Source organism: Dietzia sp. NPDC055877, from assembly GCF_053615975.1.
Window position 1 is genome coordinate 1 of the sequence record NZ_JBSHCV010000029.1, and the last position, 19,617, is coordinate 19,617.

Here is a 19,617-nt window from a genome sequence, read left to right on the forward strand (position 1 = left end):
GACATATACGAACTCGCTGCTTAATTTCAGTGGCCACTTTAGCGGGAACACTCCAGTTGCGGGCCTGGCCTGCCGGTGGGGTCGTTGTTTGGATCGGCATGACGAGCAGATTGGTCGCCCGGTGGGAACTCCCCTGTCGCAGGGTTTCGTGTGACCGCAGATGGTGCATTCGGCGTTCGGCGGGGTGTAGCAGCGGTAGCAGATCCACGTGCCTGGGAGTTTGTCGCGGCGGGCGTGAGGCGTAGATCGCGTGCAGTGGTGGCAGGTGCGTGAGCGGCTGCGGTGGTAACAGCGCGGGCAGAGCGGTCCGGTGTCGGTGATGGCGTGGGCCGGTTGATCGGGGCGTCCGCAGTCGCTGCAGGTGTACAGCTTCTTGGGCCCGCAGGCCTGGCAGAGGGGTTGTCCATCGATGCGGTAGGCCACCGGGCGGGGCCGTTGGCAGCGTGAGCATGGTGGTCGGCGATCGGGGTCTGCGCGTCGGCATTGAGCGCAGAGCACGGCGTCGTCTTCGCGGGCGGCGGGTACCGCGAGTGTTCCGCATCGCCGGCACGGGGTTCGCCGGGAGGCGTTGTAGCAGGACAGGCACCAGCGTCCCCCGCTCGGTGCGCGGTAGCGCAGGCGACGCTGTTTGCCACATCCTGCGCACTGTGGCGGGGTGATCACTTCGGTCGGAAGCGCCGCGACCTGGTCGAGTACCCGGTGCAGCCCGGGCGGTGCGTCGTCGGGGCGGGTGCGCACTGCTTCGGGGTGGCGGCGCACGTAGTAGAGCACGTGTTGGAGCTCGTCCGGTAACAGTTCCGCGGCGGTGATCGCGGCGCGATGTGCCGCCTTGGGGTGGTCGGGATGGAGGAAGGCGAGCACGGCCGCCAGGCCGGTCGTGGGGTCGGTCATGAGCCTGTGGGTCGGCGGATCGTGGTGCGTCGTACTGGCGGCGGGTGGCCGGCTTCGGCGGTGCCGGTGGGTTTGGTAACCGAGACGTTGGCGGCGGTGATCTCGATGAGGTCGGAGGTGTCGACGTCGAGGATGTCGCACAGTGCCGCGAGCACGTCCAAGCTGAGGCGTTGCGGGGTGGTAGTGACAAGGCGGTAGACCTGTTCGCGGGACAGGTGGACGCCGCGTTCGGCCAGGAGCGGTACGAGGTCGCTGGTGGCGAAGTGTCCGCGTTCGGCCATCAGGGTGCGCAGGTGCCAGGTGTAGCTCATCTTCTTGTTCACGGGCTCTCCCAGAGGTCGGGGTGGCGGCTTAAGGATCGGCGCAGCAAGCGGTTGCGGTACTCGTCGGACACGCCGGTGTAGATGGCGGTGGTCGCGGCGTAGGAGTGCCCGACCTGAGTGGAGACGAACCGTTCGGGGTAGTCGAACTCCACCAAGTGGGTGACGTAGGAGTGGCGCAGGCAGTGCAGGTCCAGCACCGGGTCCAGGCCGGCCGCGTCGCGGGCGGCGGTGAACGCGTCATTGATGCGGCGCATCGAGATGCGGTCCGAGCGTTCGGTGACCCACAAGGCTGGATGGGATCGGCATCCCAGCAGTGGCCGGATTTCGTCTCGCCAGTTCTCCAGGATCGGCACGATCCAGTCCATTTCCGGGACGGTCAGCACGGTGCGACGTTTAGCCGCCCCTCCCCTGCTGGCTTTGCCGAACCGGACGAACACAGCGCCACAGTCGTGGTAGCCCGGCGTGGTGGGGTTGTGCCGTAGGTCGGTTATATCCAGGCCCCACGCTTCCTGGCGACGGAGTCCGAACGCGTAGATCGTCTTCAAAAGCGCGGCGTCGCGTTGCGCAGTCAGCGCGCCCTTGCGTCCGGTTCCCGGGATCGCTTCGGCTCGTCCGTCGGCGGCATCGAACAGTGCCTGCACTTCGTCGTAGGTCAGTGGTCGGCGGCCGGGGGCGCCTTCGTAGTCGGTGGTGTGAACGATGGTGTTCCACTCGTGCAGGATCTGCTGCGGCACCGCGTCGAAGAGCTGCTTGCATGTTCCGATCCAGCCGTACCGGGGATCGGTGATGTAGGTCAGGAACATTCGGATGGTGATCTCGTACATCCGCGCGGTGGACATCGCGATCGGCTGCTCTGCTTGCTGGCGGTCGGAGATGAACGCTTCGACGTCTGAGCATGTCCAGGCCCACGGGTAGTCGTTGCTGAAGACGGCGAAGCGTCGGATCAAAGCGATACGTACTTCGATCGTCTTAGCCTTGAGAAATCGGGCCCGCTGTTGCATCGCCCACCCGTCGAGCATCGCCTCGAGCACGGTGGGTTTGGCGTCGAGGAACGTCACGCCGTCCGGTAGGGCCTGGCGTGCGGAACCGGGGAGCTCACCCCTCACAACCATGTTGCACACGATGCAACATCGAGTTGTCTAATGCAATGGCGAAAGTGGAGGTCCAGCGACGCCAGTGTGATTCGGAAGCGCGTTCCAATGGGCGTCCAGCAGGTTCACAATGAGGTCGAATAGTCGATCAGATGTAACTTCGCTCGGTATCTTCCGTACCCGTCGGAGACGGCGCCGGTCCAGATGTGGCATCCATTGCCTGGAGCGCGTACGACGCGGGAGGTGAATGCCGCTATCGCCGCATTTGTCGGAGCAAGCGTCGAGTCGTACGGGCGGGACCGCTGCGGAGCAGTCCTAGGTCGGCGGTCGAGGTCCATTCCCGGGAGTGGAATGTCCTCGAACCGCCGCCCGTTCGGGCGCTCACTGGTGCTGGTCACCGTTGGTGTCCGTAGTGGGCTGGTCTACCGCCGCGGCGTCATCACTGACCGTGTCATCGGTCGTGGTCTCGTTGTCCTTTGCGCTGCGGACCGCTGCACCAACTTCGCGGGCCGACAGTCCCGTCATCTCCGCCAGATCAGCCTGCGCAACGCCAAGATCTCGAAGCTCGATCAGCGCTTCGCCGAGGGCGACCTGTGCGTCATCGCGGGCGTCGATCGCAGAGAACACCGCGACGAGCTTCGCCTCGCGTTTACGTGCTCGCTCCAGCTCGTCGGCCATCGCCTGACGAGCGCGGGCCCGTGCAGTCTGTGAACGTGAATCGGTCTTGGTAGCCACCATGATTCCGAGCTTATTGCCCCAAGTTACGTGTCGCAATGCTCAACCAGCACACCGTCTCGCCGATCCCGCTGTCACCGTCGCCGTTTGTCACCGATCCTGTCGCACGTTCCGTGCTCCTTGATCCTCGCCTTCGCTCGTCTCAAACAGCCACACACAGTAGGCACTATTAGTGAGATCGGGAAGGCACTGGTCACGGCGTCGCGCGACGCGACGCGTAGACGCCGCCTTTCAACACGCCTACGCTGGAGCACATGATGACCCTCCGAGCGGTACATGCAGGTACTGGATACCAGTACCTGCTGCGCTCGGTGGCCACCAACGACGCCGACCCCGAGGGCAAGTCCTTGTCGGACTACTACGCGGCGAAAGGCACCCCGCCTGGGCGCTGGATCGGCGCCGGCCTCACCGGTCTGAACTCTGAGGCAACCACGTCCGGGGCCACCGTCACGGAATCGCAGATGGCTGCGCTCTACGGCGAAGGTTTGCACCCGGACACCGACGAGAAGATGCTCGCCGGAACATCACTGTCTGACTGCAAACTCGGACGATCCTTCCCGGTCTTCACCGGAACCTCCGAGGTTCTGGCCGCACTATCTGCTGCCGAGAAGCAGTTCCTGTCAACCGAGAAAAGGCGACCCACTGTGCAGGAGCGGGCGCAGCTGGCCGAGCAGATAGGTCGCCCGTTCTACACCGAGAAGTTCGGCTACGAACACGCCTCCGGCAAAGACATCGTTGCCTGGATCAACCGCGAACGCGACCAGGTAAAGCACGCAGTCGCCGGGTTCGACTTCACCTTCTCTCCGGTGAAAAGTGTCAGCGTTCTGTGGGCACTGGCAGACGAACAGACGTCCGCGAGAGTGGCGGCACTGCACCACGAAGCCGTGGCCGAGGCACTGTCCTGGGCAGAGGACAACGCCATCTACACCCGCGTCGGTGTCAAAGGAATCCAGCAGGTCAAAACCCGGGGACTCATCGCCTCGGAGTTCACCCATTTTGATACCCGAGGAGGCGACCCGGACCTGCACTCCCACGTCCTAGTCGCCAATAAAGTGCAAGGCCCCGACGGACGATGGTTGAGCCTGGATTCACGGGCAATCCACCAGATGCACCAAGCGATCTCGGCCCGCTACGATGCGATCCTGCACGACAAGCTCACCCGCCAGATGGGTGTCGAGTTCGAGGCCCACTACCCACACCGGGATAAGGCTCCGATCTGGGAAATCGCCGGGATTGACCGCCGACTCATCGACGCATTCTCATCCCGCCGCACCCTCGCCAGACCTGTTTACGACCGCCTAGTTGCCGAGTTTGTCGACACCCACGGGCGCCAACCTTCGCAACGTGCTGCCTACGCTCTGTGGCAGAAGGCGATCCTGGACACTCGTGACGCCAAGAAGCCCGCGCAGTCCCTTGACGAACTCCGCAACGCGTGGCGACAGGCCGCTCAAGAGCGCGTGGGAGCCGAAGCAGTCGAGGCCATCACCGAGCGCGTGACCGCCTCCGATACCGAAACAGAGCGACCGGTATTTGACGTCCAGGAGCACACCCAGCTGGTGGCTCGGCAGGCCATCTCACGGGTGACCCAGATGCGTGCACAGTTCCGCGCCTCACACGTGGACACCGCCGTATCCACCGCACTCAAGGGCTACCGCTTTACCACCGACGAGGAGCTGAATCGAGCCCACGCCGCTGTGCTGGAGTACGCCATGGAAAGCATTGCGGTGCCCCTGACACCACCGGAACCACTGACTCTGCCGGCGCAGTTGATGACTGAGCAAGACAGGGGAATTGACCGGCACGCCAACAGCGAAAAGTTCACCACCGACGCCGTCCTCGACGCCGAAACCGCTGTCCTTGACGCTGCCCAAACCCCGGTCGCAGTGTTCGCCACCGACGCCGCACTTGATGCTGCCGAGCAGGCCCACCTCGCGGCCACCGGGTGGAGCCTGAACCCCGGCCAGCACGCTCTGGCACAGCACCTGCTCACCGTCGGAACACTCGTGGCCGCAGGGGTCGGGCCGGCCGGCACCGGCAAGACCGCCTCGATGAAGATCGTGGCCGATACCTGGCAAGAAACAGGACGGAAGGCGATCGGGCTGGCTCCCTCTGCCGCCGCCGCCAGCGTGCTGTCAGAAGACATCCACGCCCCCGCCCACACCATCGACTCACTGACCTTCACCTGGCGAGGACTCCACCCCAACCAGCCCGGACAAACCCTGTCGGCACTGCCGGTACAGATCAACCCCGGCGACATGCTCCTGGTCGATGAAGCCGGAATGGCCAGCACCGAGAACCTCGCCGCACTGACCGAGATCGCCGCCGAATCCGGGGCAGTCGTGCGACTGATCGGCGACCCGTACCAGCTGTCCGCGGTCAACTCCGGCGGCATCTTCGCGGAAGTGTGCCGCACCCCCGGCACCGTAGAGCTCGACCAGGTCATGCGCATGGGAGCAGACACCCAGCAAGCAGAAGCAACACTGGGGCTTCGTGTCGGCGACACCGATGCCCTCGAGCTATACCAAGGCCGCGACTGGATCAGTGGTGGACACCGAGAGTCCATGCTCACCGACGCCGTGCAGGCCTACCTCGCCGACCGCGACGCCGGCCGCAAGTCACTGATCATCGCCTCCCGCAACGACGACGTCGACACCCTCAACGAAGTCATCCGCGCACAACGCATCGCAGAAGGCCTCGTCGACGACACCCGCACCACCACCGTCTCCCGCTCAGACACCGTCGGCGTCGGAGACACCGTCATCGCCCGCAAGAACTCGAAGCTCTACACCACAGACAGCAAATACCTCGGGCGGGTCATCAACGGCCAACTCTTCACCGTCACCGACCTCGCCGACGACGGCACACTCGCCGTACGCGACATCAACACCGGCCAGGACATGCTCATCCCCGCCGACTACGCCGGCACCAACATGCACCTGGGCTACGCGGCCACCATCCACCGCGCCCAAGGCTCCACCGTGGATACCACCCACGCCGTCATCGACACTTCCGTCGATCGGGCCGGCCTGTACGTCGCCATGACCCGCGGCAAGAAAGAAAACCGCGTCTACACGGTCTGCGAACCCGACCTCGACCTCTCCGCCGAAGACGGACACATGCACTCCGCCGGCGACCGCCCCGCACCAACCGCCCAAGAAGTGCTGTCCACGGTCCTGGCCCGCGACACCCGCCACACCTCGGCCATCGAAACCCTGCGGCAGGAATACACCGACGCCACCGACCCCGCACGCCTGGAACAGCTCTACCGGCACGGCGCAGAACTCGCCGCCAGAACCTTCACCGCAGCCACCCTGCCCGAGTACATCGACGCTCTCCCGCGGGCTTACGCCCACCAGATTGATGCTGATCCCGAGCTGCGCACCGAGATTGCGCACGCCTGGACCGAAGCGGCACTGGCAGGCCTGGACCCCCGAGAAATGTGGGCCCAGGCCACCGACACCCTCGACACCGCGAAATCCGCTGGCGCAGTCATCGCCCACCGAATCCGACACGTGACCCGCGAGGTCGGTGAGAAGCTCGAACTGCCCATTCCCCCACCAGAAACCACCACCGGTGACCCGGAACTGGCCACGTGGCTGACCGACACTCGCCACACGCTCACCACCGCGCCGGCCGAGTCTCCTGCCGCCACCGTGAGCGACTTCACCACGTCCTACCTCGCCCACCGAGCCGCCGAACGAGAGCACGGCCCGGACACCCACACGGCAAGCCCATCGGCGTGGGGGCCTGTCACCGACTCCTCCCCCGACCTGTGGTGACAGCCCTGTTGTGAGCCGGCGGCCATCTGAGATGTCAGGCAGCAGTGGCGGCCCATTGGTGGGGTCGGCCAGTACGTCAGGGGCGGGAATGGGCTGCGCTGGCCGCGGCAATCAGCCTCTCGGTACGGTGCGAGCATCTCGCCAAGGGTTAGGCGTGGCCAGATTCTTTGAATAGATGGGTGCGCGAGGTGGCGTCCCAGGTCAACATTCCCAGCTCGTGCAGCACCTTCAGGGACGCCAGCACGTCGCTAGCACTGGCTTGGTCATCGCCAACGAGATCGAGCGGCGTGATCGAGTGCGCGGCTCCGTCAACATCACGCAGATGCAGCGGGTGCGACAGCAGCATCTCCAGCAGCACCTCCTCAGTCAGGGACGGCACCACCTTTTGGATCGTTGCCACGACCTCGGACATCTGCCAGGCCGGGTACGGCAACGGCAAGTACAGCGCTTGAGACGGCGCTACCGTCGACGTTGTCGACGCTCGGGGGTCCACCCGGTTTCGGGACCGAGTGTTCTTGGTCTTTCTGCCTTTCGATTTAGGCATGTGCTCCCTTGGTGGTGGTTATCGTAATCAACAACCACTAGATGCTACTCATAGTCTGTAGACCGATAGTGTTCATCGGGTGAATGTGAAGGCATGCTTTGCGATGCCGACCTGCTCACCCAGTTCGGCACCCGTGTCCGCACCGCACGCGCAGGTACCGGACTGTCACAAGAGGCGTTGGCGGAAGCGTGCGGTCTACACCGCACCTACGTTGGCTCGGTCGAACGCGGTGAACGCAACGTCGGACTGCTGAACCTGCTCAGCCTTGCCGCCGCGCTGCGCGTCGATCCCGCCCACCTAGTAGAAGGCCTGCACCGCCCGCCTGCTCCCTGACCACACGTGCGTTGGCGCGCGTTCAGGCGACTTTGCTGGCAGTGGTGATCAGTTCCCACCGGACCGACACCGCCACCTCCGATCCGGCCGAAGCTCCAGCCGGCACCGACTACGCCCCTAGCGTCTTCGCTGTGTTGTTCCTTGGCCACCGAGCCGCAGAACACCAACACGACACCCACACCGCGGAACAGGAACCCATCGTCTTCTCCCCTGCCCTGTGGTGAGCGTCCCTCTAAGCCACGACCTCTGGCCAGGATCAGGCTGCGGCGCTCGACCACTGGTGAGGGGCGGCCAGCACATCTGGGGCGGGCAGGGCAGCACGGGCCGCGGCAACCAGCTCCCACCAGCTTGCCGGGTCAGCCTCCCGATGCCGGTCTTGAGCAGCCATTGCGGCCCCCCACGTGGTTGCTTCCACCGGCGGGCCGGTGGCTGTTGCTCCGTAGGCCAGCGCAATGTCGACCGGGTGGACCTGCTCGGCCTCACCGGGAGTCGGGAAGTGGCCCCACTCCCCTAGCGCGTCGGATTGATCTTGCTGGTAGCGGGTGGTGAACCACCACACAAATACCGCCGACTGCAACCGGTACAACCGCATCCGATCTGCATGCGCTCCCGTCACCCCAGCTAGCGCCGCTGCCCGGGCTAACCGGGAGCGGCCCTGGTAGACGCGCCCGTTCGAGGTGCACAAGCCGTACGCCTGGAGTGCGCCAAGCTTGCTGCGCACCGTTGCCGCGCAGATCCCAAGACGAGCGGCGATCTGCCGCACCGGCAGGCGCTGCGTGCGCAGCAGATCCCACACCCGCAAGCCGAGCACCCCTAGCGAACGGGCATGCCAGATGTCCGCGCGGGCGGATTCCAGCTCTGCTCGCAGCCGCTGCTCAAGGGCTGGGGAAAATACTGCGCCACTTCCTGTCTCCCCGCCCCCGTGCGCTACCAGCCTCCAGGTCGCGGCCCACGGGCCCACCGCCCGCCGGGTGCGCCGGATCCAGCCGCGGTCGGTCAGGTCTTTAAGCCGGTCTGCGACGGTGTCTCGGGCCAGGCCCGCTGCCAAGGCCCAATCTCTTTCGGAGAAATGGACTTCTTCAGTGGCGGCATCGAGGGTGCGGGCGGCTAGGGCGAGCAGGACCAGGCGTGCCTGGGACCCGGTTTTTCCCTGCCACTGCTGCGGTTTGCTGTCCATTCGGGTTAACAGGTCTGCGACGGTCTGTTCCACGGTGTGCCGGGCTGGGCTGGTGGTGCAGGTGGCGGGGCCGGTGTAGCTGGCCGCGGTGACGGCTTTGGTCCACTGACGTGCGAGCTCCTGCTCGGCGTCCAGGCGCGGGGTCCGGCCGACTGCTGTGCGGTGGGTGCGCAGGAACTCCAGACCCGGCCACCGCGCCGTGAATGCTGCCTCGGCGAGGTCTCGGTGTTGCATACGGGCATGTGCGCAGGCCAGCAGGATGGACCACCCAATCGCTGAGGCATCTGTGCCGGCAGCGATCGGGGTGTCGGCGAGAGCGCGAATCCTGGCGGCGAGCGGTCGGCGTGGGCCGGCCAGGTACGGACGCCCCTGGATATCAACATGCACCGGCCGGGTCGTCACCTGCGGATGCGGCCCTGAAATGGGACTCGGACGCGTGTCGAGGTGTTCGGTAACCCGATGTAAGGCTCGAAGAGATGCGGGGCGAATGTCGGTGCTACTGAGAGGGACCGAGGCTCCGCCGGAGCGGTGGGGCGAGCCCGGAGCGCGAACGCAGCCGGTGCGAGGGTTTGCCAGAGGTCCGCGGTCAAGTGAAGGCCAGGCGGCGGCGAATGCGTCCACTAGTGGTGCGAGCCGGGCCGGTGAGATCGCGGCACTGAGGCGGATCCACACGTGGTATCCCCCACCGGGCCCGGATGAGCACACCAGATGTTCGACCCCGGTGGCGCTCAAAGCGGAGGTGCAGTTGGCGAGGTCTGCGGTGGCGGTTGAGCCGGCGTGATGGGCGTCAAAGTCCAGAGCAAGCAGGCGAAAGCGGCCGGCGTCATCGGTCAAATGCAGCGCATATGGCACATCCGGGCCGGGGGCGCCGTCGGTGAAGCGTCGAGTTGTCGAGAAGGTGTGCGCTTTGCGTGGATCGACACGCACATACGGGCGCGGACTCCACGCACTCGCCACTGATTCCCACCACGTGTTGGCCTGATGGGATGCGGTTTTTCTGGTATCAGAATAGGACACGCCGTCCGGAACGAGTGGACCGTCCGGAAGGTATGACCTACCCTGAGAGGTGCCTGGAAGCACAGCTCTCCTAAATGGTGAGCAACCCCGAGTTCGAGCGCCAACTCAAACTCTTGACTTTCGATCCCGGTCCACCGGTCAGTGGGCCGGGATCAGTCATTTTGCGGATTGCATGATCTTTAGTTGTCAGTCACAGATCTGACTACTTCACGCTGGGATCGCCTCCTGGTCGTCAAAATTCGACACGGCTTCGGGCATGCCGAGGTGTGTCGCAGCGACTTCGGCTACATACTGGTTCATGGAGATGCCACGTGCTTTGGCTTCACGTCGAAGCGCGTCGTAAACATCCGAAGGTACGCGGACCGTCATGCGTGTCCGCTCCCCTAGGGCTGGTCTGCCCGGCCCAGAACGTGTGGTCGCCATGACGTCAAAATTCGCATGCCTGACGTCAGAAATGGGTGCGACACGCTCACGACGTCAAAAATGACGGTAGATAGTGCGTGGGACGGCAGGCTGAAGTTCAGGAGTCAGTCGATCGTGGGTCGGCGGCCCGCCATCCTCGCTTGAAACTCGAGTTTGGCATTGGTCTGAGAGCATCGACCAGAACCAGCGCCATTCGGAGGGCGCTAGTGGGCGCCGGCGCCCGATCCGATGCTGCTCAAGACTGTTGATTCCTGATCAGCAGTCTTGAGACTCCAAGTACTCGACGATTGCGATGTCGGTGATAGATGCGATGCTTATAGAGCGGTCGCCTGTCTCGTAGCGAAGCTTGTCGACAGCGCGGAGTAGCCGCGCTTTCGTTGATGGGCGCAGCCGGACATTGTGCTGCTCCGTCAGTCGCTCCTCCCCACGCCCAGCTGGCTGGGTTGGCTGTGGGGAGGGAAGCGGCACGGCAGCGGCCGGTGTGGTGGCCGGGGTAGGCCGTTCTGGCAAGTCTGCTGCGGGGTGGGCAGCTCGTCGGATTGCGGGTTCACGCTGGACGCTCATGCTGCGTTTCCTTCGAATTCGATCGCCAGCTCGGAAAGTAGATCTGTGTAAGCCACCTGGAGAGCCAATGCCTTGCCGCCAGTAAACTTGTGGATCGGCGTGTGAGTGCTATGTGCGTCCTGTCGGGCGGTAAGTTCCGGAATGGCGGTCTTCGCGACCAGTTCTCCGTAAGTGCTACGCAACTCGCGTTCGCGGAATTGGTGCTCCCCGGTGGCCCGTTTACGGCTAAGGACGATTTTTTCCATTACGAGCCGGGGGTTCGGTCGTCTCTGAACATTGCGGATCGTTTCCTGAAGGTTCTCGATCCCCCGGACGCTGTCGATGGTCGGCTCGGTCACAGCAATGACCCCGTCGACTGCGCACAGCACGGCAAAGAGCAACTTCCCCAGTGACGGTGGACAATCGAAGAGGACCGCGTCGTAGGGCGAGAGGTCGAGCCCCTCGAATGCGATGTCGAGGCGGAAGATCAAATCGTTGGCGCCGTCTGATTCGATGTTGGCTAGTGCTTCGTTGGACGGGATGAGGTCAACCCTGTCCCATGGAGTTGCGATGACGGCGTCGGCCGCAGATCCCGAAGCTGTTCGGTTCATGAGGTCGAACGTGGTCATCATGCCGTCCGTGATTTCGACACCGAGTCCCGTGGTGGAGTTCCCTTGGGGATCGACGTCCACAATCAGAACGTTGCGCCCTTGAGCGCTCAGCGCACTAGCCAGCCCGAGCGTCGTTGCAGTTTTGCCGACGCCGCCCTTCTGATTACAGAGCGCTAACTTTCGGATCATGTACGTTCCTCTCGAAGTGGATGCCAGCCAGAGGTAGCCGCTAGTTTGGCTGGCCATGTATGTGCACTGAGGTACTCGTTGGTAGCTAGTGCTGCATCTCTAGCTACGTTACCTCTCATAGTTATCTGTGCAACGGAAACTCGCAAAGCGCACGTAACTATACGTGCCAGGCTAGCTAGCAGTGCTAGCAATGCGCGCATTGCTACAGTAGCTAACTGCGGCTCGACTGACAGTCCTCCACCACGGCGAAGGCCACGGAAATGCGCATACCAGCACTAACCGCGATTGATTGGGTCTGGTGTCATTGATGATGGCGGTTGCCGGCAGCGTGATGGTGGGGGTGTGGACGTTCGCAGTGTTGATGGTCGTGCTGGTCAGAGCTGCCGTCCCGCCTCGGCACGCCGCGCAGAATCGCGAGGGCTTCTCGTGGTTCTGGGTGTTCTTCCCGATGGCGGTGCTCTTGGTGGCCGGGTCGCTCCACATGTGGCTACCGGGGATCAGTGCGGCCAGTGCCTGGACGATGTACATGTCGCTGGCGGACCGGGGCAGCGGCCTACAGTTTTTGAGTGACGAGCAGCTGCGGCAGCTCCAAGCTTTTCTGCTGGGGCGGTGGATCCTGCCAATCGCCGCGCTAGTCCTGGTGGGACTGTCAGTGTGGCCGTGGCGCCGCGGACACATCTGAGTAGCGACCTAGTGATGCCGTGGGGGAGTGAGACGGGGTGCGGATTGTCGGAACGCGTCTTATCGGCGCCGGCGGGTAGTGCGTCCCCGAACGCTTGGCGGCGACTTGGCGTGGGACGGGGTCACTTGTAGACGTCGCCGCGGTGCCCAATGCGCAGCACGAGCACAACGAGGGCGTCGTCTTCGATGTCGTAGATGATGCGGTAGTCGCCAACGCGGATGCGTAGTTCACCTTCGCCTCCGGCGAGCTGAATCGCGCCGGGCGGTCGCGGTGTCACCGCGAGGGCTTCGATGGCGCGGACGATTCGCTTTTGTTCGGTGGGGTGAACTTTGCGGAGGGCTTTGGCGGCCGAGGGTTTATAGGTGATCGAGTAGGGCATCAGCGAGTGGGGCGCGCAGACTCAGAGTCCCAGTTCTGCCTTGAGGTCCTCGTGGGAGATGCTGTCGTCCTCGCGGCGGGCCTCGGCTGCGCCGCGAACGTCGGCCTGATCCTCCAGGGCCTGCAGCGCGCGGTCGAAGAACTCAGGAGAGACGACGACGGCGCGACGACGGCTGCCTCGGCTGAGGACCTCGACCGGCGCCCGCTGTGCGGCGTCGAGTACCTCGCTCTGGTTGGCGCGGAAGTTGCTAAGCGTCGTGGTCACCATGACACCAATAATACATCTTGTACAAGTCTCGGTCGACTAGGTGGTGTCCCTAGTGGTCTGGGCGGCGGGATCGTCTCATCTGTTCTGACCTGCACACTTGACTGAATCCACATTATCGGCGCGGGCGCCCGGGCGAACGCGCGGTTCGCCGTGATCGACGACACCTCGCGAGTCTTCAGCTCAGTTCCTCCTGGAGGTGGTTACGGACGATCGTTGCAGGGACTGCTCGCTCCTCTGCGGTAGGGACGGGCAAATCGCTAGAGCCGATCAACGGACTAGCGAGAACTGCGGCGAGCAATTGTGCTTGTTCGGGGTAGATCTCCACCGTGGCGGTCAACGCCCGAAGCAGGTCAAGCAGTTCGTCATTCCACTCGTCTTCCCACTCGGTGGGTCTGATCCTATCTAGCGGAGTCGCGGTCTTCTGCGCAGCTTTGCCGATCCCTTTGGCAGTGCGGGCCCCGAGCCACTTGTCCAGGATGTTCATTCCTGAGACGGCAAACTCGCGCACCTCGGGGAGGACTCCCCCGACAATGCCATCTCCAATGACCAGCTGGTGCGTAGCTGAGTTGTAGTGGAGGTCGCGGGTGGTCGCCGGAATTGAGGTCACTGGCTTAAGCCACTCCAGACCGTCTCGTCGGGTGACTCTCTTATCCGGCCGACCACTGTCGGAGCATCGATCTCCGAAAGTATGCAGCCACAGGAGACGGCGCCCGAGCTCGACGGCCCAGATGAACAGCTCTCTGTCTGCAGTAATGGGCACACGAGCAGCAGAGGAATCCAGAGGCTCGGTGAACGTTACCGTGTATCCGGGGTGAGCCAGTATTGCGTAGCAGTAGGCGAGGAAGTCCTCCGGTCCGACCGCTGTGTCGAGCCGGTCCGAAAGGAGGTCTAAAAGGCCATTCGCAATATTCGGTTGGGTAGCAGCAGCGTCCCGGTACAGAGGAAGAACGTCCTTGCCGCCACGATTGTTGTAGTAGTGCTTGTCGGGAACTGCCGTTGACACGGTCGCTGCTGGACCATGGCTGATGCGGGCGCTCCAAGGTGAGACCAAGAAAATCTGCTTGTCAGAGAGTGCCTGCCATAGGGCTGGGCTCTCGGTCTTCGCCAGACGCGGGTCGTCGAAGGTCCACTGCTGATCGAAGGACCTCCAGCCGACGCGGACAATCGGTTCCGGCTCTGCGTCGGCTGGCAGGTTGGCAAGAGGAGTCAATCCGCCGACCTTGGTGTGGATGTTTCGCCCGGTCTTGGGTGTGACGTACTTTTCTGCTCGTTCAGCGGCCTCCTCCGTCTCTAAGAGGTCTCGCCAACGTCGTTGAAGTGTTACGGGTGAGGGCGAGACCGGCCAGCTGCGGTTGTACATAATTCCCGGTTGTTGCCACGGGAACAGGTCGGATAGGAGCGGGAACGTGGACCATTGTTCGTCAGCACTTTCGGGCATGAAAGGCTCGCCATTGGAGGCCTCGACCACAGTCCAACCGTCTGCAGGGTCGAGGTGGTGGAGCTGGTCCAGCTTTTCGAACTTCTCTGCTCGGGTGCCCCGGATGCGACGGTAGTGCACCGTCGCTGCTCGAGACGCTTTTCCGGACCGAACCAAGGTGACGATGGCGACCGGGGTCTGAATGTCGAAGACGTTCTCTTCTTTTCGGGCTCCGCGCCCCTCTCCGCCGAGATCAATTACCCATATCTCGCTTGCAGTATCGACGGCCAATTTGCGCAGGCCAACGAATGCGGGCCCGACGAGCCAGGAGGATGCCGTAATGAAAGAGATGATCGACTTGTCCTGAGGCTTGCTCTGGAACACCTTCCAGATGGCCCACCGCCAGAAGTAGACGTACTGGTTGTATAGCGAAGCCTGTGCCGAGAAGATGACGCCAGCCTGTTTCGCTGGGTCGATGACGTCGTCGAATAGTGATGGCTCCCCGTTGGGGCCGCGGTCCATGAGCCAACCGCCGCCTGAATCCGCGTCGATTCGATCATAGGGGGGGTTCCCGATAGCGACAGTGATCTGTTGATCCTTCTTCACCGTTCGAGCTTTTTGTGCTTCTTCTGCCAGTACGAGCGCATCGCCGAAGAGCCCAGTCGGCATCGGAGTACGCGGATCTTCGAGGGTGTCGGTCAGATAGACGCCCACCTCATTTAGCTGGACCATATGACCCTCGGCCTCCGCAAGGCGCTCCCCAATTCGCAACTGCGCCACGGCATATGGCCCGGGTAATAATTCGAAGGCGAGGACGTTCTTGGTGAGATTTTTGGCGACCTGCTTTGAGCCAGCTGGGCCCCGTTCGGCAAAGGCGGTATCCACGGCCTGGTCGATCACCGCGAGAGGGTAGGTTCCTGAACCTGTGGCTGGGTCGAGTGTCACCACTGAGGCAGAGCCGAAGCCAAGTTTTTGCCCGAAGCGGTTACGTAAGAGATCGTCGGTGAGGCGGACCTGGCACTGCACGACGCTGGTCGGCGTGTAGTAGACCCCCGAACGGTTACGTGCATCGGGGTCGTAGCTGGCTAGGAAGTCTTCGTAGAACCAGAGCCAGGGTTCGCCTCGAGAGTCCTTGGAATTTTTGATTGCAGGAGCGTCAAGGCTAGCCACAAGCCGGACGATTGCACCGAGTTCCGGGGCGATGTAGTCCATAAGGTCAGGAAGGCCTAGGACTGGACCGAGTGCAGCGGCCAGCACATTTCGGTGCGAGGCCGTCAGGGAGTCTTTGGCTTCTTGGAGTGACACGGAACCGTCTTTGTTGTGGTCGGCGTTCCCTGTAAGTCCGGCTATCGCCATCGCATAGGAGATGACCTGCGCAACGTCACTGGAGAACTGTTCTGACGACGTTGTTGCGTGCACGGTGGTGTCCCACGTGGTCTTTGCTCGCAGTACGGGTGCTCGGTTCTCGGTAAGACCGTCGTCGAGGCGCTGCCGCAGTAAGCGAGCTAGCGGCGCAAGTCGGGTGGCGAGTTGGCTCACGCGTTTAATCGGTGTTGCTTGTGCTTCCTTGAAGAAGTGCAGCATTCTGACGAGGGCGGAAGGATCCCACGAAGCGGGCGAATCAAACGGAAGCGAACATTCCGAGATCACTGTTCCTTCTCTATAAAGGACAGCATTTTCTCCGTTGGTAATGATCAGGGAATCAAGTTGGGCGAGCAGCTGCCACTGCTTAGCTTCCCGTCCACGCCATCTTTCGCCATTGAGAGCATGGCCCGGGGCCTTGAGCTCGATCCAACCGCACTGCTTCTTGTCGATCGTGGCGGCAAAATCCGGACGCACTCCATCAAGCTGGGCCTCGCGCAACAAGACGAGATCTCCGACGCCGGCCTCGTGGCAGACGCCGGTTAGAAAGTTGTCGATCGGGGTGGTCAGCTGCGCCTCAGGCTCGGCCGCGATGCCACTGAGTTCGGCGGACTGAACACGCGTGGAGTATGTCGTCGCCAATTCCAGCAGAGCCGCAGTTTCCACGTAGTTCTCCATGTTCCTCGTTTCGGGTAGCCCTAATGTTGTCAGCCCAGCTGATCTCCCGGAGCACTACCTCGTAGCTCAAGGCCTCCGTGGGCGCGGAGTGGCAAGGTCAGACTGATGGTCGCCATGAGCGACTATGTCGGGTCCCGTTGGGGTACACCCGTGCGGGACGGAACGCCGCCAACGATCGCTGCTGTGTCACAGGGTCTAGTTCGGTACTTATGAAACGCCATCCCGTCGGGTCTAGTATCTATTGATACAGATTCCGGGCGAAAGGATCTTTTCGATGGCTGATCGGATCGGGACGTTGCTGAACCGCTCGGGCGCCAGTGGCGAGGAGGTGCTGATCGTCAGCCGCGGGAGCGTGCGGACTCGGTTCCGGCGCCGGGACGAGCTGGACTGGAACCTTCGGGTGGAGTCGACGGACTCAGAGAACATCATCGACCGGAACCCGAAGCGAAAGCCAAAGCCGGATCCGAAGCCGGCTCGCCGGGCCTCGCGTCCGCGTGGTCAGCGAGTGGCGTACGTGCGGGTGTCGGCCGCCGATCAGAACGAGGCGCGTCAGCTCGAGGCGGTGGGGGAGTGCGACCGGGTCTATATCGAGAAGCAGTCCGCTCGCTCGCGTGCCGATCGTGTGAAGCTCGAAGAGTGCATCAGATACCTGCGAGACGGTGACGAGTTGGTTGTTGCCTCGATGGACCGACTCGCCCGTTCCCTGGTCGACCTCAAGCAGATCGTCGGTGAGATCACTGCCAAGGGCGCCAGCGTGGAGTTCGTCCACGAGCGGGCCACCTACGCCGCCGGCGCCCAGGATCCTCGCGCCGATCTGATGCTTTCGCTGCTCGGGGCGTTCGCCGAGTTCGAGCGGGCCATCATCCGTGAACGCCAGGCCGAGGGCATCGCCATCGCCAAAGCGAAGGGCAAGTACAAGGGACGCAAACGCGTCCTGACCGACGAACAGATTGACAAGGCCCGGGCCCGCATCGAGGCGGGGGAGGGGCCATCGGCGATCGCCCGCGATCTCGGAATCGGACGCTCCACGCTGTACCGGGCGCTCCAGAACAAATGACACCCACGTTGAAGTAGGTGGTCCGTCCCCCTTTCTGCATCGTTCCTCCTCCGCGCGGGCGCGCCACTGTGGTACGCTTCGTAAAACAGTCAAACAGGTAGTTTGACGGTGTTTTGAGGAGGATGTTGTGGCGACGATCGCGTTCCGTGTCGACGATGCCATGCGCTCCGAGCTGGAGGAGCTCGCGCAGAGTCGGGGCGTGAGCCTGTCCGACCTGGTGCGATCCACCTTGGAAGGGCTGATCCTTCGAGACGATCCCCGGGGGCAGTGGACCGAGACCGCGCCGCGCACCCTGACCACCTACGAACGGCAGATGCTCGCCATGCAGCACCGCATCCTCGCCCACGTCATGCCACCCACGCATGAAGACGCCCCCACTGAGGACTGCGCCCACGTGGAGGGGGACCCCGACTATCAGCGCCAACGCGCCCAGATTCTGGAAGGCGGGTACGTCACCGAATACAGCGACGTGTTCATCAGTACCCACCCCGAACTGACGGCTGACGAGTGCACCTTCGTGATGGATCTACTCGACATGTTTCGCACCATCACCGTCAGCATCCAGCGTCTTCGGGGCGCCGGACAGAGCATAGATGACGACACGGAACGGTTGCTCCAGTTTGACGGCTTTGATTACCAGGTCAAGGCCGAAACGCGACTCCTTGACTACGTCCGGCATCTCGTCAGCGAGACCCGCTGGTCCGAAGTGCTCCCCGTGCTAGGCCCTGATCACGACCACGGCAACTCCCACGGGCCGAGGTTGGACCTCTACCAGCGGATCCTTGGCGAGTACCAGCTCATCCGCCACGAACAAAAGCCCCGTCTCGAACTATCTGACTACCTACTCACAGCTGACCAGCTGCACCGTCTGGCTGACGCGGCAACCCACCCCTCACGCAGGCTCGACCACCAGTCGGGTGGCACGGCGGGATCGCCTTCCACGGTCGAAGGCTGACGGAACGTGGACCCGCGCAACAGAGGGGATCTCGACCGGCTAACAGCCCGCTATCGAAGCCTGCCCAGTGGAGAGCGGGTGGCGTTCGTAGACGAGGCGTATCGACTTCCCAACGAGTGTCGCCGAGGTGAGAAGCCCTTCTACGCACTGGCCGCGGTGCTACTGACGATCGACGATCACGCGACTATTCGCGCGGACCTGCACAGCATTGTCGGCAGCAATTGGTGGCATACCGTCGACGCACAGCAGACCAATGACGAACTCCCGAAAATCGAAGCGCTGACGGATTATCTCGCTGACTATCGCGACCCCTGCGTCCTGGCCGTCTGCCACACTCCTGGTCCGGATGACCAGGCCATCGGTATGCGTGCGGTGAGCCTGTCCGCGCTACTCGCCGCACTCGGATCCCAGGCTCCACGCCCAGACGCCGGCGAGGGCCACCAACGCACCGTCCCCGCGCAGGCCAAGATGATCGTCCTAGAGCGACAGAACAGGCATCAAGACACCGACCGTGACCTGCACACCATTAGGCAGGCGCGCCAGAGCGGCGTGATCGGCAGGCACTTCCCAGTGATGCACGTATCCCCATCGATCGAGAACCTACTCTGGCTACCCGATCTGGTCAGTCACACTTATCGTCGGTACATCACCCACGACGAAGACCTCGTCACTCGCCTCGACGGGCAAACAGTGACGATCGAACTGCCCGCAAATAAGAGCGACCCCCTGGGTGCCGCAGCATATGTCCAAGGGGTAAGCCGACTGTTCCGCTAGGAAGTGCCGGTCTCTGCTCGCTCCCATCATCTCGCACCAATGCCACGATTGCAAGCATGCGCCATGACCCTGCCGCAGCGGTTGTGGACCCTGCTGCTCGGGAACACCGCCCAGGCTGATCGGTACCGTCGGCCGAGGTGTGGAACCCGCGCCGACGTGGCGACAAGAACTCGCGGCCATAGTCGAAAACCATCTAGCAGTGTCGCGTCCGATTCCGATGCGATACTTAGGACTGGGATATCTAGCCAACCGCGGACGGGCAGGATCTTCATTGAGGAGCTGGCGTCGCCAGGGGAGGGTCATGTGCTCATGCGGCACGAACACCTTCCACTAAAGGGTAAGTCCCTTGGGGTGGTGGGGTTTCGGGGCTCGCGATCTGGCTGACGATCG

Annotated in this window: 16 protein-coding genes; 6 read left to right on the plus strand and 10 right to left on the minus strand. The window is 63.2% G+C overall.

Going from position 1 to position 19,617, the window contains the following annotated elements:
• Positions 1–887 precede the first annotated feature (887 nt).
• From ACWGLC_RS17235 to ACWGLC_RS17245, 3 genes are all read right to left on the minus strand, one after another.
• Entirely contained in the window at positions 888–1,214 is a 327-nt protein-coding gene (locus tag ACWGLC_RS17235) for a helix-turn-helix domain-containing protein (protein WP_452101020.1), read from the minus strand.
• Positions 1,211–2,326 carry a tyrosine-type recombinase/integrase gene (locus tag ACWGLC_RS17240; RefSeq protein ID WP_452101030.1) on the minus strand — a complete coding sequence of 372 codons (1,116 nt, stop codon included), beginning with the start codon at positions 2,324–2,326 and terminating at the stop codon, positions 1,211–1,213. The genes ACWGLC_RS17235 and ACWGLC_RS17240 overlap by 4 nt, the downstream gene beginning before the upstream one ends.
• Positions 2,327–2,686: 360 nt before the next feature.
• Positions 2,687–3,043, minus strand: a complete 357-nt coding sequence (locus tag ACWGLC_RS17245) for a hypothetical protein (protein WP_452101022.1) — start codon at positions 3,041–3,043, stop codon at positions 2,687–2,689.
• Between the two features lie 254 nt (positions 3,044–3,297).
• On the opposite strand from ACWGLC_RS17245, the gene mobF reads away from it, so the two are divergent.
• Positions 3,298–6,819, plus strand: a complete 3,522-nt coding sequence (gene mobF, locus ACWGLC_RS17250; RefSeq protein WP_452101023.1) for a MobF family relaxase — start codon at positions 3,298–3,300, stop codon at positions 6,817–6,819.
• A 148-nt stretch (positions 6,820–6,967) separates the two neighbouring features.
• Here the strand turns inward: mobF and ACWGLC_RS17255 are convergent, their stop codons facing one another.
• Complete coding sequence (locus ACWGLC_RS17255) at positions 6,968–7,231, minus strand: hypothetical protein (protein WP_182657749.1); 264 nt, start codon at positions 7,229–7,231, stop codon at positions 6,968–6,970.
• 225 nt (positions 7,232–7,456) lie between these two features.
• Between ACWGLC_RS17255 and ACWGLC_RS17260 the strand changes: the two genes are divergently transcribed.
• Positions 7,457–7,696, plus strand: a complete 240-nt coding sequence (locus tag ACWGLC_RS17260) for a helix-turn-helix domain-containing protein (protein ID WP_182657748.1) — start codon at positions 7,457–7,459, stop codon at positions 7,694–7,696.
• A gap of 256 nt (positions 7,697–7,952) precedes the next feature.
• Here ACWGLC_RS17260 and ACWGLC_RS17265 read toward each other — a convergent pair whose 3' ends face one another.
• The 3 genes from ACWGLC_RS17265 to ACWGLC_RS17275 all read right to left on the minus strand — a co-directional run bounded on the left by ACWGLC_RS17265 (position 7,953) and on the right by ACWGLC_RS17275 (position 11,656).
• Complete coding sequence (locus ACWGLC_RS17265; RefSeq protein WP_452101024.1) at positions 7,953–9,260, minus strand: hypothetical protein; 1,308 nt, start codon at positions 9,258–9,260, stop codon at positions 7,953–7,955.
• Between the two features lie 837 nt (positions 9,261–10,097).
• Complete coding sequence (locus ACWGLC_RS17270; RefSeq protein ID WP_378002173.1) at positions 10,098–10,313, minus strand: toxin-antitoxin system HicB family antitoxin; 216 nt, start codon at positions 10,311–10,313, stop codon at positions 10,098–10,100.
• Positions 10,314–10,873: 560 nt separating this feature from the next.
• Positions 10,874–11,656: a ParA family protein gene (locus ACWGLC_RS17275; protein ID WP_068427649.1), complete on the minus strand. Its 783-nt coding sequence runs from the start codon at positions 11,654–11,656 to the stop codon at positions 10,874–10,876.
• Between the two features lie 307 nt (positions 11,657–11,963).
• Here ACWGLC_RS17275 and ACWGLC_RS17280 point away from each other — a divergent pair, with 307 nt between their 5' ends.
• Complete coding sequence (locus ACWGLC_RS17280; protein WP_452101031.1) at positions 11,964–12,338, plus strand: hypothetical protein; 375 nt, start codon at positions 11,964–11,966, stop codon at positions 12,336–12,338.
• 121 nt (positions 12,339–12,459) lie between these two features.
• Here ACWGLC_RS17280 and ACWGLC_RS17285 read toward each other — a convergent pair whose 3' ends face one another.
• The 3 genes from ACWGLC_RS17285 to ACWGLC_RS17295 all read right to left on the minus strand — a co-directional run bounded on the left by ACWGLC_RS17285 (position 12,460) and on the right by ACWGLC_RS17295 (position 16,441).
• Positions 12,460–12,717 carry a type II toxin-antitoxin system RelE family toxin gene (locus tag ACWGLC_RS17285; RefSeq protein ID WP_260485917.1) on the minus strand — a complete coding sequence of 86 codons (258 nt, stop codon included), beginning with the start codon at positions 12,715–12,717 and terminating at the stop codon, positions 12,460–12,462.
• Between the two features lie 21 nt (positions 12,718–12,738).
• A complete protein-coding gene (locus ACWGLC_RS17290; protein WP_260485916.1) occupies positions 12,739–12,984 on the minus strand; it encodes a type II toxin-antitoxin system Phd/YefM family antitoxin in 246 nt (81 codons plus the stop codon).
• 175 nt (positions 12,985–13,159) lie between these two features.
• Positions 13,160–16,441, minus strand: a complete 3,282-nt coding sequence (locus ACWGLC_RS17295; RefSeq protein ID WP_452101025.1) for a type ISP restriction/modification enzyme — start codon at positions 16,439–16,441, stop codon at positions 13,160–13,162.
• A 274-nt stretch (positions 16,442–16,715) separates the two neighbouring features.
• Here ACWGLC_RS17295 and ACWGLC_RS17300 point away from each other — a divergent pair, with 274 nt between their 5' ends.
• From ACWGLC_RS17300 to ACWGLC_RS17310, 3 genes are all read left to right on the plus strand, one after another.
• Positions 16,716–17,498 carry a recombinase family protein gene (locus ACWGLC_RS17300; RefSeq protein ID WP_452101026.1) on the plus strand — a complete coding sequence of 261 codons (783 nt, stop codon included), beginning with the start codon at positions 16,716–16,718 and terminating at the stop codon, positions 17,496–17,498.
• 127 nt (positions 17,499–17,625) lie between these two features.
• Positions 17,626–18,453, plus strand: coding sequence for a YfbU family protein (locus ACWGLC_RS17305; RefSeq protein ID WP_452101027.1), 828 nt, complete (start codon positions 17,626–17,628; stop codon positions 18,451–18,453).
• 78 nt (positions 18,454–18,531) lie between these two features.
• Positions 18,532–19,227: a hypothetical protein gene (locus tag ACWGLC_RS17310; protein ID WP_452101028.1), complete on the plus strand. Its 696-nt coding sequence runs from the start codon at positions 18,532–18,534 to the stop codon at positions 19,225–19,227.
• Positions 19,228–19,617: the final 390 nt, after the last annotated feature.